This window comes from Pseudoalteromonas sp. KG3, assembly GCF_030436385.1.
In the GTDB taxonomy this organism is placed as follows: Bacteria; Pseudomonadota; Gammaproteobacteria; order Enterobacterales; family Alteromonadaceae; genus Pseudoalteromonas; species Pseudoalteromonas prydzensis.
The window spans coordinates 1,659,488-1,683,600 of record NZ_CP098523.1 but is presented as its reverse complement, the minus strand read 5'-3'; the positions used below and the strand labels follow the sequence as shown (position 1 = coordinate 1,683,600).

General features: G+C 46.7%; 8 protein-coding genes. 3 read left to right on the top strand and 5 right to left on the bottom strand.

What is annotated here, in order from left to right:
• Positions 1-106 precede the first annotated feature (106 nt).
• The 5 genes from NDQ71_RS08020 to NDQ71_RS08000 all read right to left on the bottom strand — a co-directional run bounded on the left by NDQ71_RS08020 (position 107) and on the right by NDQ71_RS08000 (position 18,165).
• Positions 107-889 carry a thioesterase II family protein gene (locus NDQ71_RS08020; RefSeq protein WP_192542160.1) on the bottom strand — a complete coding sequence of 261 codons (783 nt, stop codon included), beginning with the start codon at positions 887-889 and terminating at the stop codon, positions 107-109.
• Positions 882-5,411, bottom strand: coding sequence for a non-ribosomal peptide synthetase (locus NDQ71_RS08015; protein WP_192542161.1), 4,530 nt, complete (start codon positions 5,409-5,411; stop codon positions 882-884). Before NDQ71_RS08015 ends, NDQ71_RS08020 begins: the two co-directional genes overlap by 8 nt.
• Positions 5,408-5,821 (bottom strand): phosphopantetheine-binding protein, encoded by a 414-nt coding sequence (locus NDQ71_RS08010; protein WP_301562543.1) that lies wholly within the window; start codon positions 5,819-5,821, stop codon positions 5,408-5,410. Before NDQ71_RS08010 ends, NDQ71_RS08015 begins: the two co-directional genes overlap by 4 nt.
• A gap of 71 nt (positions 5,822-5,892) precedes the next feature.
• Complete coding sequence (locus NDQ71_RS08005) at positions 5,893-15,165, bottom strand: non-ribosomal peptide synthetase (protein WP_301562542.1); 9,273 nt, start codon at positions 15,163-15,165, stop codon at positions 5,893-5,895.
• 3 nt (positions 15,166-15,168) lie between these two features.
• A complete protein-coding gene (locus NDQ71_RS08000) occupies positions 15,169-18,165 on the bottom strand; it encodes a salicylate synthase (RefSeq protein WP_192542163.1) in 2,997 nt (998 codons plus the stop codon).
• A 450-nt stretch (positions 18,166-18,615) separates the two neighbouring features.
• Here NDQ71_RS08000 and NDQ71_RS07995 point away from each other — a divergent pair, with 450 nt between their 5' ends.
• From NDQ71_RS07995 to NDQ71_RS07985, 3 genes are all read left to right on the top strand, one after another.
• Positions 18,616-20,430, top strand: a complete 1,815-nt coding sequence (locus NDQ71_RS07995) for an ABC transporter ATP-binding protein (RefSeq protein WP_192542164.1) — start codon at positions 18,616-18,618, stop codon at positions 20,428-20,430.
• The gene (locus NDQ71_RS07990) at positions 20,431-22,182 is read left to right on the top strand and encodes an ABC transporter ATP-binding protein (protein WP_192542165.1); all 1,752 of its coding nucleotides are present in this window, start codon (positions 20,431-20,433) and stop codon (positions 22,180-22,182) included. It abuts the gene before it with no gap.
• Positions 22,183-22,534: 352 nt separating this feature from the next.
• Entirely contained in the window at positions 22,535-24,112 is a 1,578-nt protein-coding gene (locus NDQ71_RS07985) for an L-lactate permease (protein ID WP_225736665.1), read from the top strand.
• The last annotated feature ends 1 nt before the right edge of the window (position 24,113 follow it).

Sequence of the window (24,113 nt, the reverse complement as noted above, 5' to 3'; positions counted from 1 at the left end):
GAGGTTAATAATTGAGTACTACCCATATCGGGTTGCTTATCCCCAAAAGCGATAATTTTATGGGCGTTTGCTAAAGCAGGAGCTGCCACTGCAGCTCCCTAGCTGGTTAGGGGGTGCATAACCAAGTTTTTTGCGCGGGGAACAGCAAACTCAAGTGCGAGAGAATGGCATCAATATGATCGGCTAAGTAAAAATGGCCGCCCTCGTAGGTCTCAATATTGATAGGCTGAGTGCAAACTTGCTGCCAAGCCTCTGCTTCCTCATAGCTGAGCTCGGTATCGGTTGAACCGAGCATCACTGTAAGTGGGTGCTGTAATTTAGCTGCGTTGAGGTCTGGCTGATAAGTTTCAATCAACTTATAGTCATTACGCAGTAAGGGCATCATCATATCTAGAAGCTCTGGGTAGGCGTTGAGATCAACACCTGTGCCATTTAAGCGCTTTAGCTCATTAAGCATGGCCTCGTCACTGGCTTTGTGCACTTTAGTTGCATGATGGCAACTTGGCCCTTCAACCGCTGAGACTATCAATTGAATGGGAGGCGGATAGCGATAGGCTTGAATGCGCATGGCAAGTTCGTAGGCGATGCCGCCGCCCATGCTATGACCAAACAAAATATAAGGTTTATTCAACAGAGACTTAAGGCCTGTGGCCAAAGTGCTAACCAAGCGATTCATATCCGACACTAAAGGCTCCGCCATACGGCTTTCACGGCCAGGATACTGCACTACCACAATTTCTAAGTCTGGCTCGCTGATATCGGCCCACTGGCGAAAGTAGCTTGCAGATCCGCCCGCATGAGGCAATATTATCAAGCGCTTAGAAGCATTTGGGCGTGCTTTGAAAATACGGTAACACGCGTCATTGTTGGTTTGTGTGGCATTAAGCATTGTTGTACTTCTGTGTAAGTGGTTTCAGGTAATCGCGGTCGACGGCAAAGTTGGCTAGGTCGAACTTGGCTAAAATGGCTTTAAGGTTGTCGGTGGCATACTGGTGGTGACCCCCTGCGTCCATTCCTTGTTTAAAATAAAGCTCAACAAAGCTGCGCACAAAATTGTCATTAAGGGTGTCTTTCCATGTAATAAAATCAAGTGGCTGAATATCACAGCCAAGTTCGTTAAACCACGTGTAGACCTGAGCCACTTCAGTACTTTGATCCGACACTAAGTGGAAGTTACTATTTTGACCCGTTGCACCTTTTAAGATGGCGGTGATACACCTTGCCACGTAGTCCACGGGGACTATATTTACCGCCAGTTCTGACGCAGGGTAAGCATGAATATGCAAACAGGCACGATAAAACTTTAAGAACGCATCGTTGTTAATAAACGGTGTCTTTGTGGTAGCCCATGTGATGGTACCTGGACGCAGAATATTTACCGGTACACCGTGACGCCTTGCTTCTGTGAATAAGGTTTCAGCCATGATCTTTGACTGCTCATAAGTTAAATCCACCTCACGCCATGGCACCACCTGGGTCTGCTCAAGCACTGGCTGCGGTGTATCTACAGGCAGCGCATGGTGTACGCCAATGGTGGAAATATAATGTATCGGTTTCACGTGATGCGAGCTTGCCAATCGGATGATTTCTCGGGCACCTTCCACGTTGCTAGGATATAGCGATGAAAGCGGATCCATCAGATTAATGATCGATGCATTGTGGATGATCACATCAACTTGCGCATTGAGTGCTTGATAGTCTGCGTCACTTAGCCCAAAGTTGCTTTCAGACATACTGCCGCTGACTACCTGAATGCGCTCGTGCGAAATTTTCGCGGGCAATCCTTTTTCTGCAGCGGCTTGCTCCAAGCGTGAGAATCCATGTTGAATGTCATCACAGCGCATCAAACAGACAATCTGATAGTCGGTGTTATCTAGCATCTCCCTCAGTACATAACTGCCCAAATACCCGGTGCTACCAGTCAATAGCACAGTGTTTGCTGGTGAGCTTGGGTCGTATGGCAGGGCGTCAGCAAGCCCGGTTAGTGCCTTAGCTGCCATATCGCCCAAGTCGATGCTATCCAGCCACGCTTGTTTCGCTTGATTTGCTTGCTCTAGCGTGTCGCACATATCACTGAACACCGCATTGTTGAAAATTAGGTCAATGTCAGCATCAAAGTCCGCAGCTAAAAATGCACTTAAAAGGTTGATCGCATTTAAGCTGGTACCGCCTAGCTGGAAAAAGTCATCGTGACGAGATATTTCAGTAACCCCCAATAAGTCACGCCAGATTTGCGCAACCGTCTGTTCAACATGATTGTCGAGCGGCGCTTCAAATTGCGTTGTAAGTTGTTGCTGCATGTGCGTGAGTTGCACTTTAAGTTGTTTTCTATCTAGCTTACTATTTTGACTAAGGGGGAGTGTGTCTAAGGCAAAATAGTGCGCTGGTAGCATGTATTTAGGTAGTTTATCAGCCAGTAAGTTAGCCAACTCACTGATTGCCATTTCAGTGTCGACACCTGCTTGCAGCACAAGGGCAGCAGCCAAATTACCATCACTGGATAGATTGCTCACCGCAACATGTTTAATCGCTGGATGTTTAGCAATGGTTGACTCAATTTCGCCAAGCTCTATGCGATGGCCATTGATTTTGATTTGGCCATCTTCGCGCCCTTGAATGGCAATTATACCATCATCCATAATACAGCCGAGATCGCCGGAACGATAAAGCCTTTCACCCGTGAGTGGGTGTTCAATAAACAGCTCAGCGGTTTTTTGCGCATCGTTTAAGTAACCCAGTGCTAAGCCATCGCCAGCAATATACATTTCACCAGTTACCCAGGTTGGGCAGGGCTCTAGTCGGTCATTTAAAATATGGATTTGATGGTTTGCTAACGGTCTTCCATAGGGGACTGATATGGCATCCGAGGCAATATCTGTCACTTGGTGATGCACACACCAAATTGCTGTTTCAGTGGGGCCTCCTTGGCTAATTAAACTGATGTGTGGTAGTTGTTGGAGCATTTCCTGGGCAAGTTGAACTGGGATCCAATCACCAGAAAGCATAGCTAGTCTGAGCGTACTGAGGTTTAGATCTTCTGCCCACGGTCGGCTGGTCATCAACATTTGCATTTGTGCTGGCACCGAGTTCCAGAGACTCACCTTGTGCTTGGCAATCACTTGATGCCAATGGTTTGGATCAGCTCGTAAAGCTTGATCCGGCAACACCAATGTAGCACCCGCCGAAAGCGTGCCAAAGATGTCCCAAATTGACAAGTCAAAGCCATAACTTACCAGCCCTAAGGTTTTGTCTTGTGGGGAGACATCGTACAAGCGATTGATCTCAAGCACGGTGTTAAGTGCGGCACCATGTGAGAGCTGTACACCTTTTGGCTGACCTGTGGTGCCTGAGGTATAGATCACATAAGCCGCTGAGTCGACAAAAGTTTGCTGTTGTCGACGTTGGTTGAATGCATCGAGTAGATGTTGATAGTCTTGCTTTAGAATGACAGGTAGCACTTGATCAAATGAGATAACAGTCATATCTGAACCATAATCTTCGCCCGCATACAGTGACTCTGTCAGTACAATTTTGGCACCTGAGTTGGCAATAATGGATCGCTGGCGTGCAAGTGGGTGTTGCGCCTCAATGGGCACATACACGCAATCGGCAAATAATACCGCCAAGACTGCCGCAATTTGCTGCGCGCTTTTGTCAGACACAATGGCGATATGGTCCCCCGGTTTGACAGAGCCCACAAAGGTTTGCCTGATTTGCAGAGCAAGCTCGGCGAGTTGTTGATAGCTCATTTCACCGTGTTGGTCGAGCACCGCGACTTGATTGGGCGTTGTTAATGCATGCTGTGCAAAGCCTGAGTGCAAATACCCTTTAACTGGTTCTGTTTTGGTGTTGTTCAGTTTTGCGATGTGCGCTTGCGTTTGTTCAGGTAAGCTCACAGGACTGATGGATTGCCATAGTGCATCATTTTCAGCTAGTGAGCGCAGCAGGGTACAAAATGCCTGATGGGCTTGTTCAATTACACCCGCTTGGAAAATCCCTTGGCGGATATCCCAATCTACAATCAGCTCACCGCCGCGTTCAGTTGCTTGACAGTCCAGCCACACCTGTGGCGTTTGAGTGATGCCGTAGCGTAGCTGTGCGTCGTGCATAAATTGGTTGCTGTCTAGCTCATCTGCAGACAAGCCAAGGGTACTGGTGAAAACAATCGGTACTATGGTGTTGCTTTGTTGGTCTTGATTCATGGCACGTAGCACTTCAACCCCCGTAAAGTCGCTGTGCTCTAAGTCGCGCCATAGCTGTTGTTGCAACTGGCTAGCACGCTCAGCAAAGCCCGCTTGAGGGTTGGGCGACACGGCTAATACGTTTACCGCGATAAAGTCGCCAACCACACCACGTACATCAGGGTGTACATTGGCGCGATTGAGCATGGTTAAGTTCAAACAAAATTCAGGGCGACGTGACCAACGTCCAATGACTTCCGTAAATGCTGCCAACACTAAGCTGGAAGGCGTTAGTTGGTGGCCTTTCGCTCGCTCACTGAGGCGCTGCCAAAGGGCTGGCTCTAAGTTAAAGTGTAAGCGAGAAAACTCAACATTTTCATCATTGCCTGTGCTTTTTGCACGTGGCAGCTCAGGCGGTGCAGGTAGCGTTTTAATGCGGTCTAACCAATAGGCTTTGTGTTGTTCATAACGTTGCGCCGTTTTTGGGTGGTCTAACAGGGCTTTTCGTGCAATAACAATGTCACGGTAAGATACCTTCAGAGGCGCAAGTTCGCGCTCTGGGTGATTGTATAACTCGCCAAGCTCTGCAAGCAGAATTTGAATGCTGGCAAAGTCAGCGATGAGCAAATCGATAGAAAAATGCAGTATGGAGCCTTTGCCTGTTTGGCTTAAATGCACGTCATACTGTGGCCACTTGTCTGGTTGATAGTGGCGATGAGCTAGCTGTTCACGCAGCTCTAGCAGCTTATCTTGACGAGTTTGCTCATCAAAATCTGCAAACTCGTGAACGCGAATGGCCTTTGCTGTGACATCGGCAATAATTTGCTGTGTGCCATCAAGATTGACGATAGCACGCAGCATGTCATGGCGTTCGATCAGCTTATGCCAAGCCGTTTGCAGGTGTTTGGCATCAATATTGGGAAGGTTCAATTCGATATAACTGTGACACCCCACACCACCATATTCCACGGCGTTGTTACGACCAACCAAATAGGCAACCTGCAGATCCGTTAACGCAAAGGGCTGATAGCGGTCGGCGTGATTTGGTTCAATAGCCGCCATCACAGGGTCACTTAAATAATCGATAAATGCTGCTTTGTTGTCTTTTAATTGGGTTTTAAGTGCTGCTGTCATCACGCCAGCAGGCGCTTTAAATTTTAAGTTACCCTGATCGGCCCAAAGGTAAACTCCACGGCTTTCAAAATCAGCGATTATACTGGCGATGGTCATATTGTCCCCTCTTCAAATAGTTCAGCTGTGTCACTGGTGTTACCGCTTAAATCGCGCCACGCTTGATTAATGGCAGTGGCCAAGCTGGCAATACTTGGCGCACTAAATAGCGTTGTCAGTGACAACGATGCAGGAATAATGTGTTGTTGTTGAAGTGTTTGGATCAGCTGAGTGGCGCTTAAGCTATCACCGCCAATGGCAAAAAAATCATCATGACGCGAGATCTGTGCGCGTTTAAGTAGCTGTTGCCAAATGTCGGCAAGTTGCTGTTCAAGCTCACTTTCTGGCGCTTCAAACTCTGTTTGCTCTAAATCCAGTGCCATGAATTCATTGCTCAGTTGCTTGCGGTCAATTTTACCGTTGGCACTTAGCGGTAATGTCTCTAGCTCCAATAAGTGGCTTGGCACCATGTATTCAGGTAGCTGTTGCTGAAGTTGTGCGGTGATAGCATGTGCATCCAGCGTGGCTTTTGCTTCTTTAACTAGGCAGCAACGAGCTTCTTCGGCTCCCCAATGGTCAATGTCACACCGCGGCTGAGGCCCTCAATACGTGCAAAAGCAGCGTCAATTTCACCGAGCTCTATACGGTGACCGCGCACTTTAACTTGGTGGTCTATTCGGCCCAAGAATTCGAGATTACCATCAGGCCAATAGCGACCACGATCGCCTGTGCGGTACCAGCGATTATCATTTGCTATGACAAATCGCTCAGCAGTGAGTTTTTCATCACCACGGTATGCAGTGGCAAGACCGACACCGCCAATCCAAAGTTCACCGGCAACCCAATCAGGGCAGTCGCGACCAAATGGATCCACCACACGGTAGGTTTGGTTAGGTAGTGGCTTGCCATAGGGGATAGATGTCCAATGGGCTGGCAGCTCTCCTTTGATTTCACAACTGTTTGACCAAATAGCCGCTTCGGTAGCACCACCCATAGCAATTAGTGGCATAGTGTGATGGGTTTTAGCCTGCAAGCGTGGAGGTAAATCTAGGCCAATCCAATCGCCAGATAACATTACTTGAGCAAATGGCAGTGAGCGGGCGTCGTTTTCAGCAACCACGAGTAACATGTCTAGCAGTATTGGCACTGAGTTCCAGACATTGACTTGATGTTGATGTACAAGTTCAAGCCAAGTTGCAGCATCACGGCGATTATTTTCATTTAGCAATACCACGCTGCCACCGACACTTAGTAGACTAAATAGGTCGTAAACACTGAGGTCAAAATCTAATGCAGAGACCGCGAGCACGCGGCTGTTACTATCGATAGCATAATGCTGATTGAGCTGGTCAATAGTATTTGCTGTCGCTTGATGACACATTTCTACCCCTTTTGGCTCGCCTGTAGAGCCCGAGGTAAAGATCACATACGCTGGAGCATCTGTTGCCACTGGCAAGGGCGTTGCCAGTGGTGCGAAGCGAGTTGCATCCGCCACATTGAGGCGCGTTACGCCTACTTCTACCTCTTGTTTTATATGCTGTTCGTCTGTCAGTACCCAGCGAATTCCCGCGGTACGGTGAATCTTCGCTTGGCGACTTGTTGGTTGATGCACTCCGATTGGCACATAGCAGCCACCTGCCGCCATAATGCCAAATACGGCGGCCACCTGTGCTATACCTCTTGGCAAGCTCACGGCTACAGGTTCGCCCGCAGCCAAACCTTGGGTATCGAGTAAGTTGGCGATACGCAGTGCTTTGTCTGCCAACTCGCCATAGGTCACCGTTTGCGCATCAGCGATCAGTGCGGTTGTATCTGGGTGCTGGCGGGCATAGTCAAACATAGCTTGATGTAGGGTTCGGGGGGGTTGCTCGGCGAAAGTATTGTTCACGCTGTGACGTACCGCTTGTTGGGTTTCAGGTAGCACATAACTAAATGGCGAGTCTGCTGAATCAGCCAATTCATCAAGAAGCGTCAAGAAGCGTGCAAACATGTTGTCTAACAAATTTGCAGGGAACAGAGCGTCGACAGCGTCCCAGGATAAAATCAGCTCGCCTCTGAATTCATACATTTGATGATCTAGCCAAACTTGCGGTGTTGCCGACAATCCGCCATCGGTAAACTGTGGTAAACCTTCATTGAAGGAGTCTGCCAATAAATCATCAGCCATTCCTAAAGTACTGGTAAAGACGATTGGCAATGCGGCCGCAGTATGCCCCATCGTTCGGCTACGCTCCCTTTGCACCCAAACGGATGAAACGGCGCGATGCTCCAGCACATCGGCAAGTTGGTTTTGCAGTTGCTGCGCATGATGGGCAATGGAGACTTGCTCGTCAGGATGGTAATCAAGTGGTGCCAGTGAGGTAAAGTCACCAACGATACTGCCCACTTCTGGGTGCACGTTTTGACGGTCAAAGAGCGTTAAGTTCAAAGTATGAGCATGACCACCACTGTATTGACTGAGCACTTCTGCATAGGCGGTAAGTACTAAAATACTTGGAGTAACACCTTGCTCTTTGGCCGCTTGTTTAATGGCTTGCCATTTAGATGCGGGCAGCCTTGCGCTACGGCGTGAGAATTCGCTGTGTTCAATTTGCAGTGGGTTTTGCGCCAGCGGCAGTGTTGCAGCCTCTGGCAGAGTTGCTAAACGCTTACGCCAGTAGGCTTGCGCTTCATCTATCGCCTGCTGACTGTTTTGTAGCTGCGTGACATAGTCTCTAAAAGTTAATGTCAGTGGCGTAAGTTTGGTTTGTGGTGCTTGATACAAGGTGGCAAACTCGCGCAATAGCAGCATGATGCTATAACCATCAAGGGTCATGTAATTAAACATCAAGGCAAGGCGGGTACGTTCATCTCCATCCGCTTGATAGCGCACGATTTTAATCGCCACAGCGTCATGTAGATGCGCACTGTTTTGTGCTTGCCACCAAGTGTTGATTTGACACCTAGCTAGGTCTAAATTCGCGTAAACCTGTTGCTCGATGTCCAGCATTGGTGCACAAGTGTCTTGCAATACAATCTGCTGATTATCATTGCTAACCTTGGCACGCAGCATATTATGACGTGCGTATAAGGTTTGCCAAGCTTGAGTCATACGCTCAATATTTAGTGTTAAGCTATCTAGCTCTAGCAAGTAGTGGGTACCACAATTGAGAGGAAAACCCGCTGTTTGACCTAACCAATAAGCACTTTGTACCTCAGTCAGTGCAAATGGTTCAAATTGCAGCTCAGGTTTAGCAACGATTTGTTGGCTTTGTGTGGCTTGCTGTGTCACTAGCGTTGCAGCAAACGCACCAAGGGTTGGATTCGCAAATAAAGTGCGTAGCGGCTGCTTGGTCGATAGCCCTTGTTGGGCAAGTTGAGTAAGCAACTGGGTAGCTAAAAGTGAATCACCACCTAGCGCAAAAAAGCTGCTTTGAAGGCCTATATCGGCAACACCCAATAAGCTTTTCCAAAGTTTAGCTAATTGAATTTCGTTGTCTGTTTGTGGCGGCGTCAGCTCCACTTCAAGCGCAGTAAATTGACCGTCAAATTGTGCAGCAAGTTGTTTTCTATCAACCTTACCGTTGGCACTGAGTGGCAGTACATCTACAGCTAATAAATAATTGGGCACCATGTAATCAGGCAGTAGAAGTGCAAGTTCAGCGTTAACAGCTTTGCTATTAAGTGTGATGTTTTCGTCCATTACCAGCGCGGCCACTAACATTTTTGGCTCGCCGATAGTGAGCGCGACACCACGGGTAATGCCTGCAATACGACTCAGAGCAGTATCAATCTCACCCAGCTCTATACGATGACCGCGTACTTTTACCTGCTGGTCTATACGACCTAAAAATTCTAGATTACCATCAGGCCAATAACGACCTCTATCGCCGGTGCGATACCAGCGTTTGCCTTCATGGTTGACGAAACGATCAGCTGTGAGTTTTTTATCGCCTCGGTATGTGGTTGCTAGGCCTGCACCACCTATCCATAGCTCTCCAGCCACCCAATCTGGGCAGTCACGACCTTGCGCATCGACGACGCGATAAGTTTGGTTTGGTAATGGTTTGCCGTAAGGAATTGAATGCCACTGAACAGGGATATCACCTCTCACTTCGCAGACGTTTGACCAAATCGCCGCTTCTGTTGCACCACCCATAGCAATAAGTGGTATATCGGCTTTGCTTTTTGCCTGCAAACGCGGTGGGATATCAAGGCCAATCCAATCCCCAGATAGCATTACTTGATTGAATGGCAGTTGTCTGTCGTCTTGCTCTGCAACAACCAGCAACATATCGAGTAGAACTGGTACTGAGTTCCAGATATTAACATCATGTTGGTGCACAAGTTGCAGCCACTGGTGAGCATCGCGGCGATTTTCATCGCTTAACAAGACAACCTTACCGCCCACGCCTAGCAAGCCAAAGATGTCATATACAGACAAGTCGAAGTCCAAGGCGGAAACGGCCAACACACTGCTGTTCTTATCTATGTTGTAGGCTTTATTAAGTTGATCTATGGTGTTTGCTGTGGCTTGATGGCACATTTCGACACCTTTTGGTTCACCTGTAGATCCTGAGGTGAAAATAATATAGGCAGGCTGTGCTGGCGAACTATTCACGATTGCTGCAAGCGGATTTCTTACAGTAGCCACATCTAACCTCGTGACTGAGTCGATTGATTCGGTGTCAAGGTGAGCACTGTCTGTGAGGACTAATCGGATCCCCGCTGTGCGATGGATTTTTGCTTGACGACTAGCTGGCTGATGCACACCAATTGGCACATAGCAGCCACCCGCAGCCATAATACCCAATACGGCAGCTATTTGTTCAATACCGCGCGGTAGAGTGACCGCGACAGGTTCTGTCGGCTCAAGCTGGTGTTGTTGTAACAGTGCTGCAATGCTCAGCGCTTGCTTGCTTAGCTCTGCATAACTGACAACCCTGTTTTCAAATACAAGGGCAGTGTCGTCTGGATTTTGTTCTGCATACTCAAAAATAGCATTGTGCAAAGTACGCGGCGTTTGTGGGCTTTCGGTGTGATTAACCGCTATGCGTGTATGCGCTTGCGCATCTGGTAAAGGTAGCGACATAGTTTGTTCCCAACTGCTGTGGCACAGCTCTTCGAGTGCGTCAATATAGCTGGTAAACATGTCGTCAATCATACCTTGCGGGAAAAGTGCATCTACCGCATCCCAAGATAAGATAAGCGCCCCATCAAATTCATACAATTGATGGTCAAGCCAAACCTGCGGTGTTTGAGATAAACCACCCGGTACAATCTGCGGAAAGTTACCGCTGGAATTTTCAAACAAACCACCACCAAGGCCCAAGGTACTGGTAAATACCACTGGCAGTGCAGCAGAGGTCAATGTGCCATGACGTGCCTGTTCACGTTGCATCCATATAGATGAAATTGCTTTGTGTTCAATGGCCTGAGCAATTTGCAGTTGTGCTTTTTTAGCTTGCTCTAGTAGAGAGTTTTCAGTGTTTGCACGAAATGCAATGGGTGCCAAGGTAGTAAAGTCACCAAGTACTTTGTTAATGTCTTGATGTACGTCTTGGCGATCGAACAAGGTTAAGTTTAAGGTGTGGTCGCCTTCGCTCCAACGTCTTAATACATTACTGTATACCGTTAGTAGTAACACCGATGGCGTGATCCCGTGTGATCTCGCTTGGTTTTTAAGTGCTTGCCATGTATCTGCGTTTAGCTGTGCCTCACGGCGTACAAACTCAGGCTTGGTAATACTTTGTGGGTCTTGTCTTAGCGGTAGTTGTGGCGCTGGTGGCAATGTGTCTATCTGCTCGCGCCAGTATGCTTCTGCGGCTGCGCGTTCTGCATCATGGTGTTGCACTTGGATCACATAGTCCCGGAATGAAATGTCGATTTTGGCTAAGTGATAAGTCGGATCGTTGTACAGGCTGGCAAGTTGATCCAACAATAACTTAATGCTGAACCCATCCAAGGTTAAGTAATCAAAAATGATCCCCAAGCGGGTTTTGTTATCACCATAATGCACGGCGCAAATACGGTGATTAGACAGGGTTACAGAGTCGCTCTGATTATGACTCTGCAGTGCTTTTTTACAGATCTTACTCCAGAACTGGTGCAGGTGGTCGCGCGCTGCACTTGCGTGATTTTCTGTCTCCGATTTTAGGCTAACCTCGGCTATGGACATAGTTGGCAAGTGCGATAGCAGCTGTTGCTGGCCATCTGGTGTGATCACAGCGCGTAGCATTTCATGATGCTCAACGAGTCTATCCCAAGCCTTCGCCATACGCTGTAGGTCAACGTTTTCACCTTCTAATTCAAGCAAATACAAAGTGCTGCAGTTAAGTGGTAAACCCGGTGTTTGACCCATCCAGTAGGCGCGCTGAACTTCTGTGAGCGGGAATGGGGCAAAGCGGTTGTTTAGGTCGGGCACGACTGCAAGTTTTGGCACAGACACAACGCTTTCTAAACGTGCTGCATAGGCACTTAGCTGCGGTGCTGAGAATAAATCGGATAGTGGTTTTGGTGATGCCAAACCCAGTTGCTTAAGCTTTGCGATAAGTTGTGTGGCAATTAAGCTGTCTCCACCTAGTTCGAAGAAATGGCTCTGCTGGCCTATTTGTTCAATACCCAGTAAAGACTGCCAAATTTTGGCTAGGCGTTTTTCGTTGTCTGTTTGTGGCTTAGTGAGGCTAGCCGTTGAATACTGCTGTGTGGCTGTTAGTTGCTTGATCAGCGCTTTTCGATCTACCTTGCCGTTGGCACTAAGTGGTATTTGTATAGCAAACTTAATATGACTTGGCACCATATAATCCGGCAGAAGCTTGTGCAGTTGACGTTGAATAGCTGTGCTATTAAGTTCACTATGGGCAGTCAATACAACTACGCTAGCAAGGCTTTTTGGCTCGCCAATGGTGACCGTCACGGCGCGTTGAATACCGTCGATGTTAGTAAGGGCGGTATCAATTTCACCTAGTTCAATACGGTGTCCGCGCACTTTTACTTGGTGGTCAATTCGCCCTAAAAACTCAAGGTTACCATCAGGCCAATAGCGACCTTGGTCGCCTGTGCGATACCAGCGTTCACCATTTTGCTCTACAAAGCGCGCAGCTGTTTGCGCACTGTCGCCGCGATAACAAGTCGCAAGGCCAATACCGCCAATCCACAATTCACCAGGGACCCAATCAGGGCAATCAAGACCATGCTGGTCAACAACACGGTACTTCTGGTTTGGTAATGGTTTACCGTAAGGGATTGAATGCCAGTCCAGAGGTAGTGGGGCACGTACTTCACAGCGATTTGACCAAATCGCCGCTTCGGTTGCGCCACCCATCGCAATGATCGGTGGGTTAGTTGCGCTAATGTGCTGTAGCCGGGGTGGTAAATCTAAGCCGATCCAGTCGCCAGACAGCATCACTTGCTCAAATTTTAATTGGCGGCTGTCTTGCTCGGCCGCGGTTAAAAGCATGTCTAGTAACACCGGCACGGTATTCCAAATAGTGACCTTATGTTGATGCACTAGTTCCAACCATGTTTGTGCATCACGGCGCTGTTGCTCATCAACTAGGACAAGCTGGCCACCTACGCTCAGCAGACCAAAAATATCATACACAGATAAATCAAAGTCCAATGCCGACACCGCAAGAGCACAGCTGTTATGGCCGATTTGATAGTCTTTGTTAAGCTGATAAATAGTATTGGCAGTGGCCTGATGGCTCATTTCAACCCCTTTCGGCTCACCTGTGGAGCCAGAGGTGAAAATGATATAGGCCGGGCTCGCTGGGCTTGCAATTATTGCTGATCCGAGCGGTGCACTTTGCAGTGCTGCTTGAATATTAATGAGCTGGACTGCTGGATCATGTTCAGGATCGTCTTGATGGGCTAGTACCAACTTGATTTTTGCGGTGTTGTGGATCTTAGTTCGTCGAGATTGAGGTTGATGGGTGCCAATTGGTACATAACAGCCGCCAGCTGCCAGCACCCCCAGCACTGCGATGATCTGCTGATATCCTCGAGGTAAAGTCACGGCCACCGGTTCTGAATCACCTAGCCCTTGCTGTTTTAAGTGTGCAGCTACGCGCAGCGCTTGTTCAGCGACAGTGCGGTAGCTCAGTTGTTCGCCGTTGAATACCAAGGCCGTTTTATTTGGATGCGTTTTAGCACAGTTAAAAAATGCTTCATGCAATGTATGCGGTGTGTAAGGGGCGGTGGTATTATTCACCCTTTCTCTTTGCTGCTGCTGGTATGGTGGCAATTCAAGTAAGTGTAGTGCTTGCCATGCATCATTGTTTGCTGCCAGTTTTTCTAGCAGTTCTACATAGCTTGCGAACATGGTATCGAGCAACGCTTCAGGGAAGATCTCATCGACCGCATCCCACGCCAGCATCAAGCCTCTGTCAACTTCGTACACTTGGTGATCTAACCAAACTTGCGGGGTTTGCGAGATCATGTAGTTAAATTGTCCAAGTACGGTATCTTTTTGCGATAACAGTGGGGTGCCTAAATTACAGGCAAATACTACCGGCGCACTGACGCCCTGAGCATAACCGTGTTTTACTAAGTCGCGTTGGATCTGGACTGCGGAATAATCACTGTGCGCAACGTTTTGGTGAAATTGGCTTTGTACCGCCTTAGCATGTTCAATAAATTCTTTAGCGTCACTAAAATCGCAATCCAAAAGCAATAAATTAGTGAAGTCGGCAACCACATTCTCAATGCCCGGGTGCTGAGTTTTTCGGTCAAACAGGGGCAAGTTGAGCGTGAATTTTTGCTCGGCACTGTATTTGGCAAGTACATAAGCATAACTTGTGACGAGTAACATTGCCGGTGTTACTTGGTGTTGCTGCGCCGTATTTTTAAGTGTTTGCCATTGAGTTGCTGTCAGTGTGTGCAAGCGGCGAGAAAACTCTGGCTTTGTCACTGTTTGTGGGTCGCAATTCAGTGGTAGTTGCGGACCAGGCGGCAGTGTAGCTAAACGCGTTTGCCAGTAGGCTTTATCGGCTTTAAGCTTGTCTTGGTTTTGCGTCTGTTCATAGGCTAAGTATTTTGCAAAGCTCCAGTTTGGATCTGTGCCTAGCGTGCCACCATGGTATAGCACCGCTAAGTCTTTTAATAAGATATTTAAGCTTTGTACATCGGCGATCAGCAGGTCTACATCAAAATGGATACGGCATTTACTTTCAGGCAGTAGACTCAGTTCCAGACCTATGGTTTGACCATGCTCAATACCAAGCTTACGGTGTGACAGGCGGCTGCGCACTTGCTCTACCGCTTGTGTCGCCTCTGCTTGTGAAAGTGAGCTAAAGTCATTGATTGCGAGTCCAGGAGTCGGCAATGGTGAATAAACTTGCTGACTGCCAGATTCTGTAAACTGTGCGCGTAGCATCGGGTGGTATTGGTAAAGTGCATGCCAAGCTTGCTCTAGCTTGAGTGGATCGATGTCTTGATTGTCCACTTCTAGATATGCGTGACAACCAACGCCGCCAAGTTCTTGCTCGTCCTGACGACCAATCCAGTAGGCATATTGCACATCAGTTAATGCAAACTCCGCATAGGGATCTATATTTGGTAGCTCAGGTGCTTGAGGTATTTCAGAGTCGGGTTCAGTTTGTGCGCATAAAAGTGTGATCCAGTGATTGAGTACAGGCCGCTCAATCAGTTTGGAAAAAGTCACTTTGGCACCTTGTTTACGCCATTGGTTCACTAAGCGCATCATGTGCATTGAGTCTAAGCCAAGCTCAATGAGGTTTGCATCTAACTTGTCATCAACTGGCGTTTGTACAAATGCTTGTACATGTTCTAACAGTTGTTCCTTATTTAGCGGTGCGTTCATTAATTGTGTCATGTGTTAGCTCTCCGCCTCTGCAAGCGTTTTTTCATCAATTAGGTAATTGGCGATACAGGTCAGTTTTTCGATGGTTTCGGTCAGCTCGCGCTCGGGTTTTGACTGGTCAATCACGCCAGCACCTGCTTGTAACCAAGTGCAGTTATCGGCGCGGTAAATTGAACGTAGCACCAAGGCTGAATCCATAAATCCATCACTGTCTACAATCATTACACAGCCGCTGTAGCACTCTCTGCGGTTTGGCTCAAGTCGCAGTATGGCCTCAATGGCTTCGCGTTTTGGGATCCCAGAAGCCGTTACAGCTGGGAACAGGGCTTGAAATGCATGCCACGGGTTTTTGTTGTCACTGAGTTGACCACAAACACGTGAGGCAAGATGTTGTACACTGCCACGGCGACGGATGGTCATAAACTCACTGATAGAAATCGAACTAGGTTCACAGATCTGTGCCAGTTCTTCTTGTGCAAGTTTTACAGATACGGCGTGTTCGGCGATTTCTTTGGTATCATTAAGTAGCTCTTCACGCAATTGCTGTTCTTCTTGAGGCGAGTTCCCAAGGGCACGGGTGCCTGCCAGTGGCTGAGTGCTGATGTAACCTTCACGGCTGGCCTCAAGCAATGTTTCTGGGCTGAATCCTGCAACTGAAAAGTCGTTTAGTTGATACAAAAATGAGCGCGCTGGCGAGTTGTTTAAGCGGCCAAAGCGAAAGCTCTTATTCAAGCAGACACTATTTGGCACTTGAATGCGGCGAGATAAGATCACCTTTTGATATTGTTTGTTACAGATCTCTACAACGGCTTTGGCTACCGATGCTTTGTACTCGTCTTTATATTGGGTGTTGATTTGCGGCGTTTGTAGAGGCGTTAGCGCGGCAATGCTTGCTGCTTGTGCGCACGTTTTATCTGCTTTTTGAACCAAGGCTTCAAGTGCATCTAGTTCTGCTTCATTCAATGCACGCAGCGTGGCTTGGCTTTCTGCAAGGCGCACTTCTTGTTCAGGCAAAAACAATTGTAGAGACTTGTTATGTTCAGTATGTGTTTGAATACCGTGAAAGACACTGGCCAGTTCAAATTTAGCCACGCCGTACAAACGCCAATTGTCGAATTCAAGACTCTGCAGCGCTTGTGCCATCAGTTCGGCAAATGACTCACCGCTAAACTGTGCTATTTTCTCACCTTGCTGCAGTGTGATTTCGCAGCCATTTGAGTAAAGCTCAACCACTTTGCCAATGCCGATAGACCAAGCAGATTTGCTTTCGTAAACCGCTTTAAATGGATTAGTACTTAGCTCAGAAATCCAGGGCGCTAACTGCGCGGCTGCAGATTGAACTGAGATAATTTTTTCAAAATAGGTTGTTGATTGTGACTGATTTATAGAGGTCTCTATATATTCTTCCTCAGCACGTTTTGCCAGTGCTGTTTTATTGATTTTCCCTACAGCGGTGAGCGGCCAAAAGCTCAGTGAAATAATTTGGTCTGGGTACTTAAAACGTGCAATTTGTTGTTCTTTTAATAGTTGATGCACATCGTTTAGCGAAACAGGCTGGCTGGAAATAATACATGCACAACTGCGCTCGCCTAAGTGCGCGTCTGGTACCGGTACTAATGTAGCTTCGTCAATGTATGGGTGTGTAAGTAGGCGCTGCTCAATTTCGGCGACGGAGATTTTTTCGCCAGCGCGGTTAATTTGTTCTTTTATTCGCCCTTCAACAATCAGGTTACCTGACTGGTTCATACGCACTAAGTCACCTGTGCGGTAAAAGCCATCCGAGGTAAAGGCAGTTTGATTTTGCGCTGGTGCTTTGTAATAGCCCGCAATGGTGTATGGCCCTTTGGTTTGAAGTTCTCCAACTTCACCTTGGGCTACGGGATTATCTTGTTCGTCAACAATGCGAATTTGGTCAAGGTCGCACAGTGGACGACCTTGGGTATGTGCCACTTCACTTTGTGGGTCATCTAGCCGGGTGAAGCACAGCAGACCCTCAGCCATACCAAACACTTGTTGTAGCTTGCAGCCAAGCACTTCGGGCACTTGCAGAGCTTGCTCGGTGGCAAATTTTGCGCCGCCTACTTGTAACAGTTGTAAGCTACTGATGTCGGTGTCATCCCACTGTTTTGCCTCAAGCCACAGTTTTGCGAGGGCTGGTACTAGTGCTGTGTGGGTGACTTTATGTTGTTCAATTAGTGGAAATGCTTCGTCTGGTCCGGGCGCTGGGCAAAGCACGACTTTACCGCCTTGAGATAAAGTACCGATGATCCCAGGACAAGCAAGCGGGAAGTTGTGTGCAACCGGCAATACAGCTAAGTAGGTCGTGTGTTGGTTAAGTTGACACAGCTCAGCTGAGGCTTTGGCATTGTAGTGGTAGTCGTTGTGACTGCGTGGGATCAGTTTGGGTGTGCCAGTGGTGCCACCAGAAAGCAACATTAACGCTGTAGAGGAAGGGTCAATGCTTGGTGCTACCACGGGGGTTGTACTGGCTAATTGAGACAGGGGTGTAAACGGAGCTGTTGCTGGTGCATTACCTGATACCAATACATGCTCAATACTTGGACACGCTGACACGATACGCTCTGCCATGGCAATATAATCGTGGCCTAAATAGTTGTTGGGCACGATGTATGCCACTGGGTTACTTAGGTCACACAGAGCGGCAATATCAGACTCACGCTGTGCGGGCATTGCTAAAATCGGAATGACACCCAAATGAAACATTGCGAAACAACTGATCACAAAATCGAGATTATTTGGCAGTTGTATCATGACGTGATCACCGGTTTTTAAACCAAGTTGCTGAAATCCTGCACTGTGTGCTAGCACGCGCTGTTCAAATTGGGCATAAGTAAGTGCAGTGCCTGCCTCTATCAAAGCGACATTATTTGAAAATTGAGTACGCCAAACTGAAACGAGGGAGCCGAGAGACTGTTGTTGCCAATAGTTATTTTCGATATAAAGTTCTTGCTCTGCCCTTGGCCGGACGGGGGTATCTGGTGTTGTTTTCACAATAGTTCTCCGATTATGAGGCACGATCGCGTTTGTTTTCTGAGTTGCGACAATTGCGAGTGTTATTTTTTATGACGTTTTCACGGCTCTAATGTATATGTGTTTGCGCAATTTGTTCCCACCCTTAAAAGGAGTTGTATGCCCCTATCGGTAATTTTTCGTATAAATTTTTGTGTATTTTTGGGGTTTCCACACTTATTTCCGATTTGGGGGTTAGTTAACGGATACGGGGAGATCTATTAGGTTTGCTACAGTAGGCTTAGCACTATTTTTAACTGGGATTAGATAAATCACAGTGTGGTAAAGTTGGCACGTTTATTTGGTATAAAACCATGATATTTAAAAAGCGAGGTTATCGGTAAGGTCATATTTACTTGGCAGGGCGATATTAATCACTATTTGGATTGCTTTATTAGGCCGATTTTTAAGCGCATTTAAAGGAGTAGGCATATGCGTGTTGAGTCGCATGAAACCAAGGAGAATCATAGTCCTTGGTCTATCATCTTTGCGATCTGTAGACCTTATAAGGGCAAGATGTTTATGGCTTTGAGCTTAATGGTGTTTGTCACCATCTTTGAGCTAGTGCCGGTGTATTTATTATTTCTTTCGATACAAGAGTTATTGAACCCTTTATCAGCCTCCGCCGAGCAATTACTGTGGATAGCTGCGGGCATAGGTGGCGCGATTGTATTAAAATCTGGGCTTTCTATAGGTGCTTATTACTTCAGCCATCAAGTAGCTTTTAAAGCGCTGACCGAAGTAAGAATGAAGCTCGTGACTCAGCTGGCAAACCTTCCGTTGACTTGGCTCAGCGCGCAAAACCCTGCCGTGTTAAAACAAAATATTTTGCAAGATGTGGAGCACATCGAGAACTTTATAGCGCATCAAAGTGTAGAGCTGTTCAATGCAGTACTTACACCTTTGGTGGTATTTACGGTGCTTGCCTTTATTGACTGGCGGCTTGCACTTTGCGCCGTGGCAGTAGTGCCTTTAGCATTTTTAGCCAGTGGTTTATTTATGCATAAAACGGCGGGTCAGTACGAACGTTTTAGCCAAGTATCTGAGGATTTAACCTCCACATTGAGCGACTACGTTAAAAACATGCCGTTGATGAAGCTTTATAATCTAGATAGCAAACGCTTTGCTGTTTTAAATCGAAAATTGGATCGATACCACCAACTGGTGCTGGAGCTTACCAGTCAAACCGTGCCAGGTTGGACGCTCTACACTGCATTGCTTGGCGCTTCTTTCGTATGCTTGTTACCTGCAGCGATTGGTTTGCACAGTGCTCAGGCCGTTAGCACTGAGCAGGTGATTTTGAGCATTTTGCTGGCGGTGGGCATGCTTAGTCCAATCATAAAAGTCAGTCGCTTTTTTATGGAAGCCAATGAGCTGTTAGCCGGTGTAAAGCGCATTACACCTATCTATTTAGCGCAACAGCCCAAATTAAATAACAGCCAGATACAAGTTGATACAAAGCATCCACTGATGCAGTTCTGTAGTGTGAATTTTGCTTATCAAAGCCATAAAGTTCTTAAGGGCGTACACTTTAAATTGGTACCCAATTCATTGAATGTGGTAGTGGGAGCGTCTGGCAATGGCAAATCCACACTGGCAATGCTGGCGTGTGGTTTGTTGTCGCCATCGTCGGGTAGAGTGCAGTTATACGGACAAGATGTGTCTTTATTAACTGATAGTGCGCGTACTCAGTTTATGAGTGTGGTTACACAAGAGTGTTATTTGTTTGAAGGCACATTGCGTGACAACATCTTGTTTGGCCGTTGTGGTATTAGCTCCGCAGCCCTTGACGATGCTATTGCCGCTGCTCAGCTTAAACTTTGGATCACGCAATTGCCCGATGGACTTGAAACACAGCTGCAAGCGCGTGGACAAAACTTATCAGGGGGAGAAAAACAGCGTATAGCCATCGCTCGTGCGCTGGTGAGCGGAACCCGCTTAGTAATTTTGGATGAAGCCGCAGCGGCAATGGACAATGTGACTCAGGCTAAGTTCTATCAGGCTATACAAGATCACTATCCAAATACCACTTTCTTAGTGATTACTCATAAGTATTTAGGCCTCGAAAATACCGGTCAGATCTTTGTCTTAAAAGATGGTCAAATTGCCTCACAAGGAACTCATGACGTACTGCTGGCGCGTTGTGAATATTACCTTCACAGTTGGCGATTACAACAAAATGATGGTGAGCAGCGAAGCACCGTGAAAGATCCGCCAGCTCTCCAACCGATTAACTACGAGATTTAAATGAACAGACAAGCATTATCAAGTATTGGCCGTGTGATAGGCCATGCCAGCGCCGGCAAATGGAGCTTTTATACGGGCGTTGCTTTTCGTGTGTTGGAGCGCTGCGTGGCGATTGTGCCGTTGCTGTTATGTTTTTACTGGCTACAGCAGCAGTTTCTAACGTCTTTATCATTCTTGTCTTGGCTATCAACCCCAATGGATTATTTATTAGTTTTAGGTGGCTGTTTTTTAGTGCAATTAGGGTGCGCTTATATTGGTCAATATCAGAGTTTTGTAGGAAGTTATCGTATAGTTCATGGTTATCGGATTAAATTGATTAACCATGTTAGGCAGCTGCCCCTTGGCCGCATGCAACGTACCCACAGTGGCGAGTTTTTAGAAATGCTCACCGAGGATATCAAAAAGATTGAGAGCATATTCTCGCATATTACGCCTGATTTGATTTCGACTTTGGTAGCACCTGTAATTGGTATGCTGGTGTTGCTTTTTATTAACCCCTTATATGCGCTTGGTACTTTGCTACTATTGCCTTTAGCATTTTGGGTGATGCAAGTCTCCAAACAAAAGTTTGTTCAAGTCGCCAGAGCCAAGCAGCATTCATATCGCCAAACTGGCAGTATGATCACTGATTATGTTGAAGCGTTAAAAACCCTCAAACTATATGGTCAAACACAGACATGGTTAGCCCGCGTAGCCACGCAATTAGAGCAAACAAAACAGCATAGTCTGCAAGTTGAGATGTGGGGGGCCGGTCCGGTTTTAACTTATCGAGTTGTGCTTAATATGGCGCTCACTGTATTTGTAATTATGTTGGCAATGAACTTGCCCGAGCATCGTTTTATAGGTATAGATTTTACGACCATATTGTTCGCGTTGTTGTTGGTAAAATTGCTCGAACCACTTTACGAAGTGGGTGAGTATCTCACCGTTTTGCGCATTGCTGTGCAGTCTGAGCACAAGCTAGAGTCTATTTTAAACGAGCCAGTGCTGGCAGAGCCTGTTAAGCCGAAAATACCAACAAGCTTTGACATAGAGCTGGAGTGCGTAGCGTTTAATCACGAGGATAAAAGGGTGATAGATAGCGTGAGTTTTTGTGTGAAACAAGGCACTTCAACGGCAATCGTGGGTGCGTCTGGAAGTGGCAAATCAACGTTATTAAATTTGTGTGCGCGATTTTTTGACCCAAACTCAGGCTGCGTGAAAATAGGGGGCCTTGACCTTAAAGAGATTGGCTCCAAAGGTATACATCAAGTGATCAGTATGGTGTTTCAAGATATTCAGTTGATAGATGCCAGCATTGTTGAAAACATTCGCATTGGTCGAGCTGGCGCCAGCGATGAAGAAGTGATGCAAGCGTGCCGATTATCTAGCTGTTTAGAATTTATCGACAAGCTGCCAGAGGGGATAAATACCCGAGTGGGTGACAGTGGCCTACTGCTATCCGGTGGCCAAAGACAGCGTATTGCTATTGCCAGAGCGTTGTTAAAAGATGCGCCCATCGTGTTGCTCGATGAAGCTACAGCATCTCTTGATCCAATCACCCAAGCTGAGGTTGTGAGCGCAATGAATAACCTTTTACAAAACCGTACTGTGATCACTATTGCCCATCGCCTTTCGAGTATTGTGGACGCTGACAACATCATTGTACTTGAGCAAGGTAAAGTAGTGGAGTCGGGCAGTCACCGTTGCTTGCTATCGCTTGGTGGGCATTACACACACCTCTGGCACGCACAGTCTATGCAAGTGGCGTAAAGGGATAAGCAAAAAATACTTTGTTGTTAGCTGGTCTTAATGTATTTCTCTTAAGCGCAGCGTCTCAGAACCTCTTGGTGAATAATGCACTTAAACTTTTTGCGCAAAGAGCAATGAATGAGAAGTAAATGAGGGATAATCTAAATAATAAAATTATTTTTAATTGGCAGTGCCAACTTAGCCTTAATGGCATATTTTTATTAAGATGCCAGTAAAAAACGGCTCTGGTTCTGAAATTGGTGTACGCTGGTCTTATTCGCTATTCATGAACTGCGCTTTAAACTGTTTAATTTTTGCTTAGAGCTGATTAATTGCTGACAGTAAATAGCTCGATATCACTAAGGATGTGTTGATGAGTACCGTGATAGCCGCTTTGCCGATTATTATTTTAATTTGGTTAATGACTAAGCGTGATCCGCTTCCTTCATATATTGCGCTGCCAGCCATGGCGTTATTAACTGGGTTTTTACAGCTAGTTTATTTTCGTGCTGATTGGCAATTAGTCGCCGCCAATTCGCTTGCTGGTGGTTTATCGGTTGCTACGCCTATTTCTATTATTGCCGGCGCTATTTTGCTCAATAGGCTGTTAGCTATTTCTGGTGCTGAAGCAACGATTAAAAGCTGGTTAGAATCAATAAGCAGTAATCCTGTTGCGCAACTAATGATCATCGGTTGGGCGTTTGCCTTTATGATTGAAGGTGCCTCTGGATTTGGCACACCAGCTGCAATTGCTGCTCCTTTATTAGTTGGTCTAGGTTTTGCGCCGCTTAAAGTCGTGGTGTTTACGTTGATATTAAACTCTGTGCCTGTGTCGTTTGGTGCTGTGGGTACTCCCACATGGTTTGGTTTTTCGAGTTTAAATTTAGTACCAGAGCAAATACTGGCTATATCACAATGGACTGCGTTATGTCATGTTGTTGCGGCAATGGTCATTGTGCCCATTGCCTTGCGGTTTGTGTTATCTGCAGAGGTGATCCGTCGCAATGGGATCTATATTTACTTAAGCATTTTTTCCTGCGTGTTACCTTATTGGTGGATAGCGCAATGGAATTACGAATTTCCCTCTTTACTTGGTGGCGCTATCGGCCTAGTGCTGAGCGTTGTGTTTGCTAAATTTAATATTGGTTTAAGCACCGCAGACAAACAGATAACGCACAGCGTGAACATTTCGTGCAAAACACTGCTTATTGCGTTATCGCCATTATTGTTACTGATGATTGTTTTGTTGCTTACGCGAATTCAGCAGTTAGGCATTAAAGACTGGTTAAATAACGACAGTGCCTGGTTAGCGGCCGATTTGAGTTTTGCGCAAGTTCAACTTAGTGCAGCCTTAATAATCTCACTGCAAGATATTTTTGCCACCGGGGTTAGCTGGTCGTATAAAACGCTATATGTACCTGCCATTATTCCGTTTGTACTCGTGGTGGCGGTGTGTTTGCCGTTATTAAAAATGAATGCTAAACAAGTTAAACAAATGTGCAACGAAACAGCGCAACGAATCGCTTTACCTTGTGTTTCGTTACTGGGCGCATTGATCATGGTTAACTTTATGATGCTAGGTGAACACAACGCACCAATTTTTTATATGGCACAATCGTTTGCGCAACTGAGTGGCGAGAATTGGACCTTGTTTGCGGCTTTCCTCGGTGCTTTAGGAACATTTTTTTCCGGCTCAGCAACGGTCTCTAATCTAACTTTTGCTGGTATTCAATACAGCATAGCGCAGCAGGTTGGCTTACCGACTACATTAATACTTGCACTACAGTCCGTTGGTGCAGCAATGGGTAATATGGTCTGTATAAGTAATATTATCGCGGTGGCAAGTATTGTTGGTTTAAATAACCAAGAAGGCGTGGTGATCAAAAAAACAGTGCTGCCGATGCTGATTTATGCTGCAATTATTGGCATATTTAGTTATGTGTTTTTTTAAT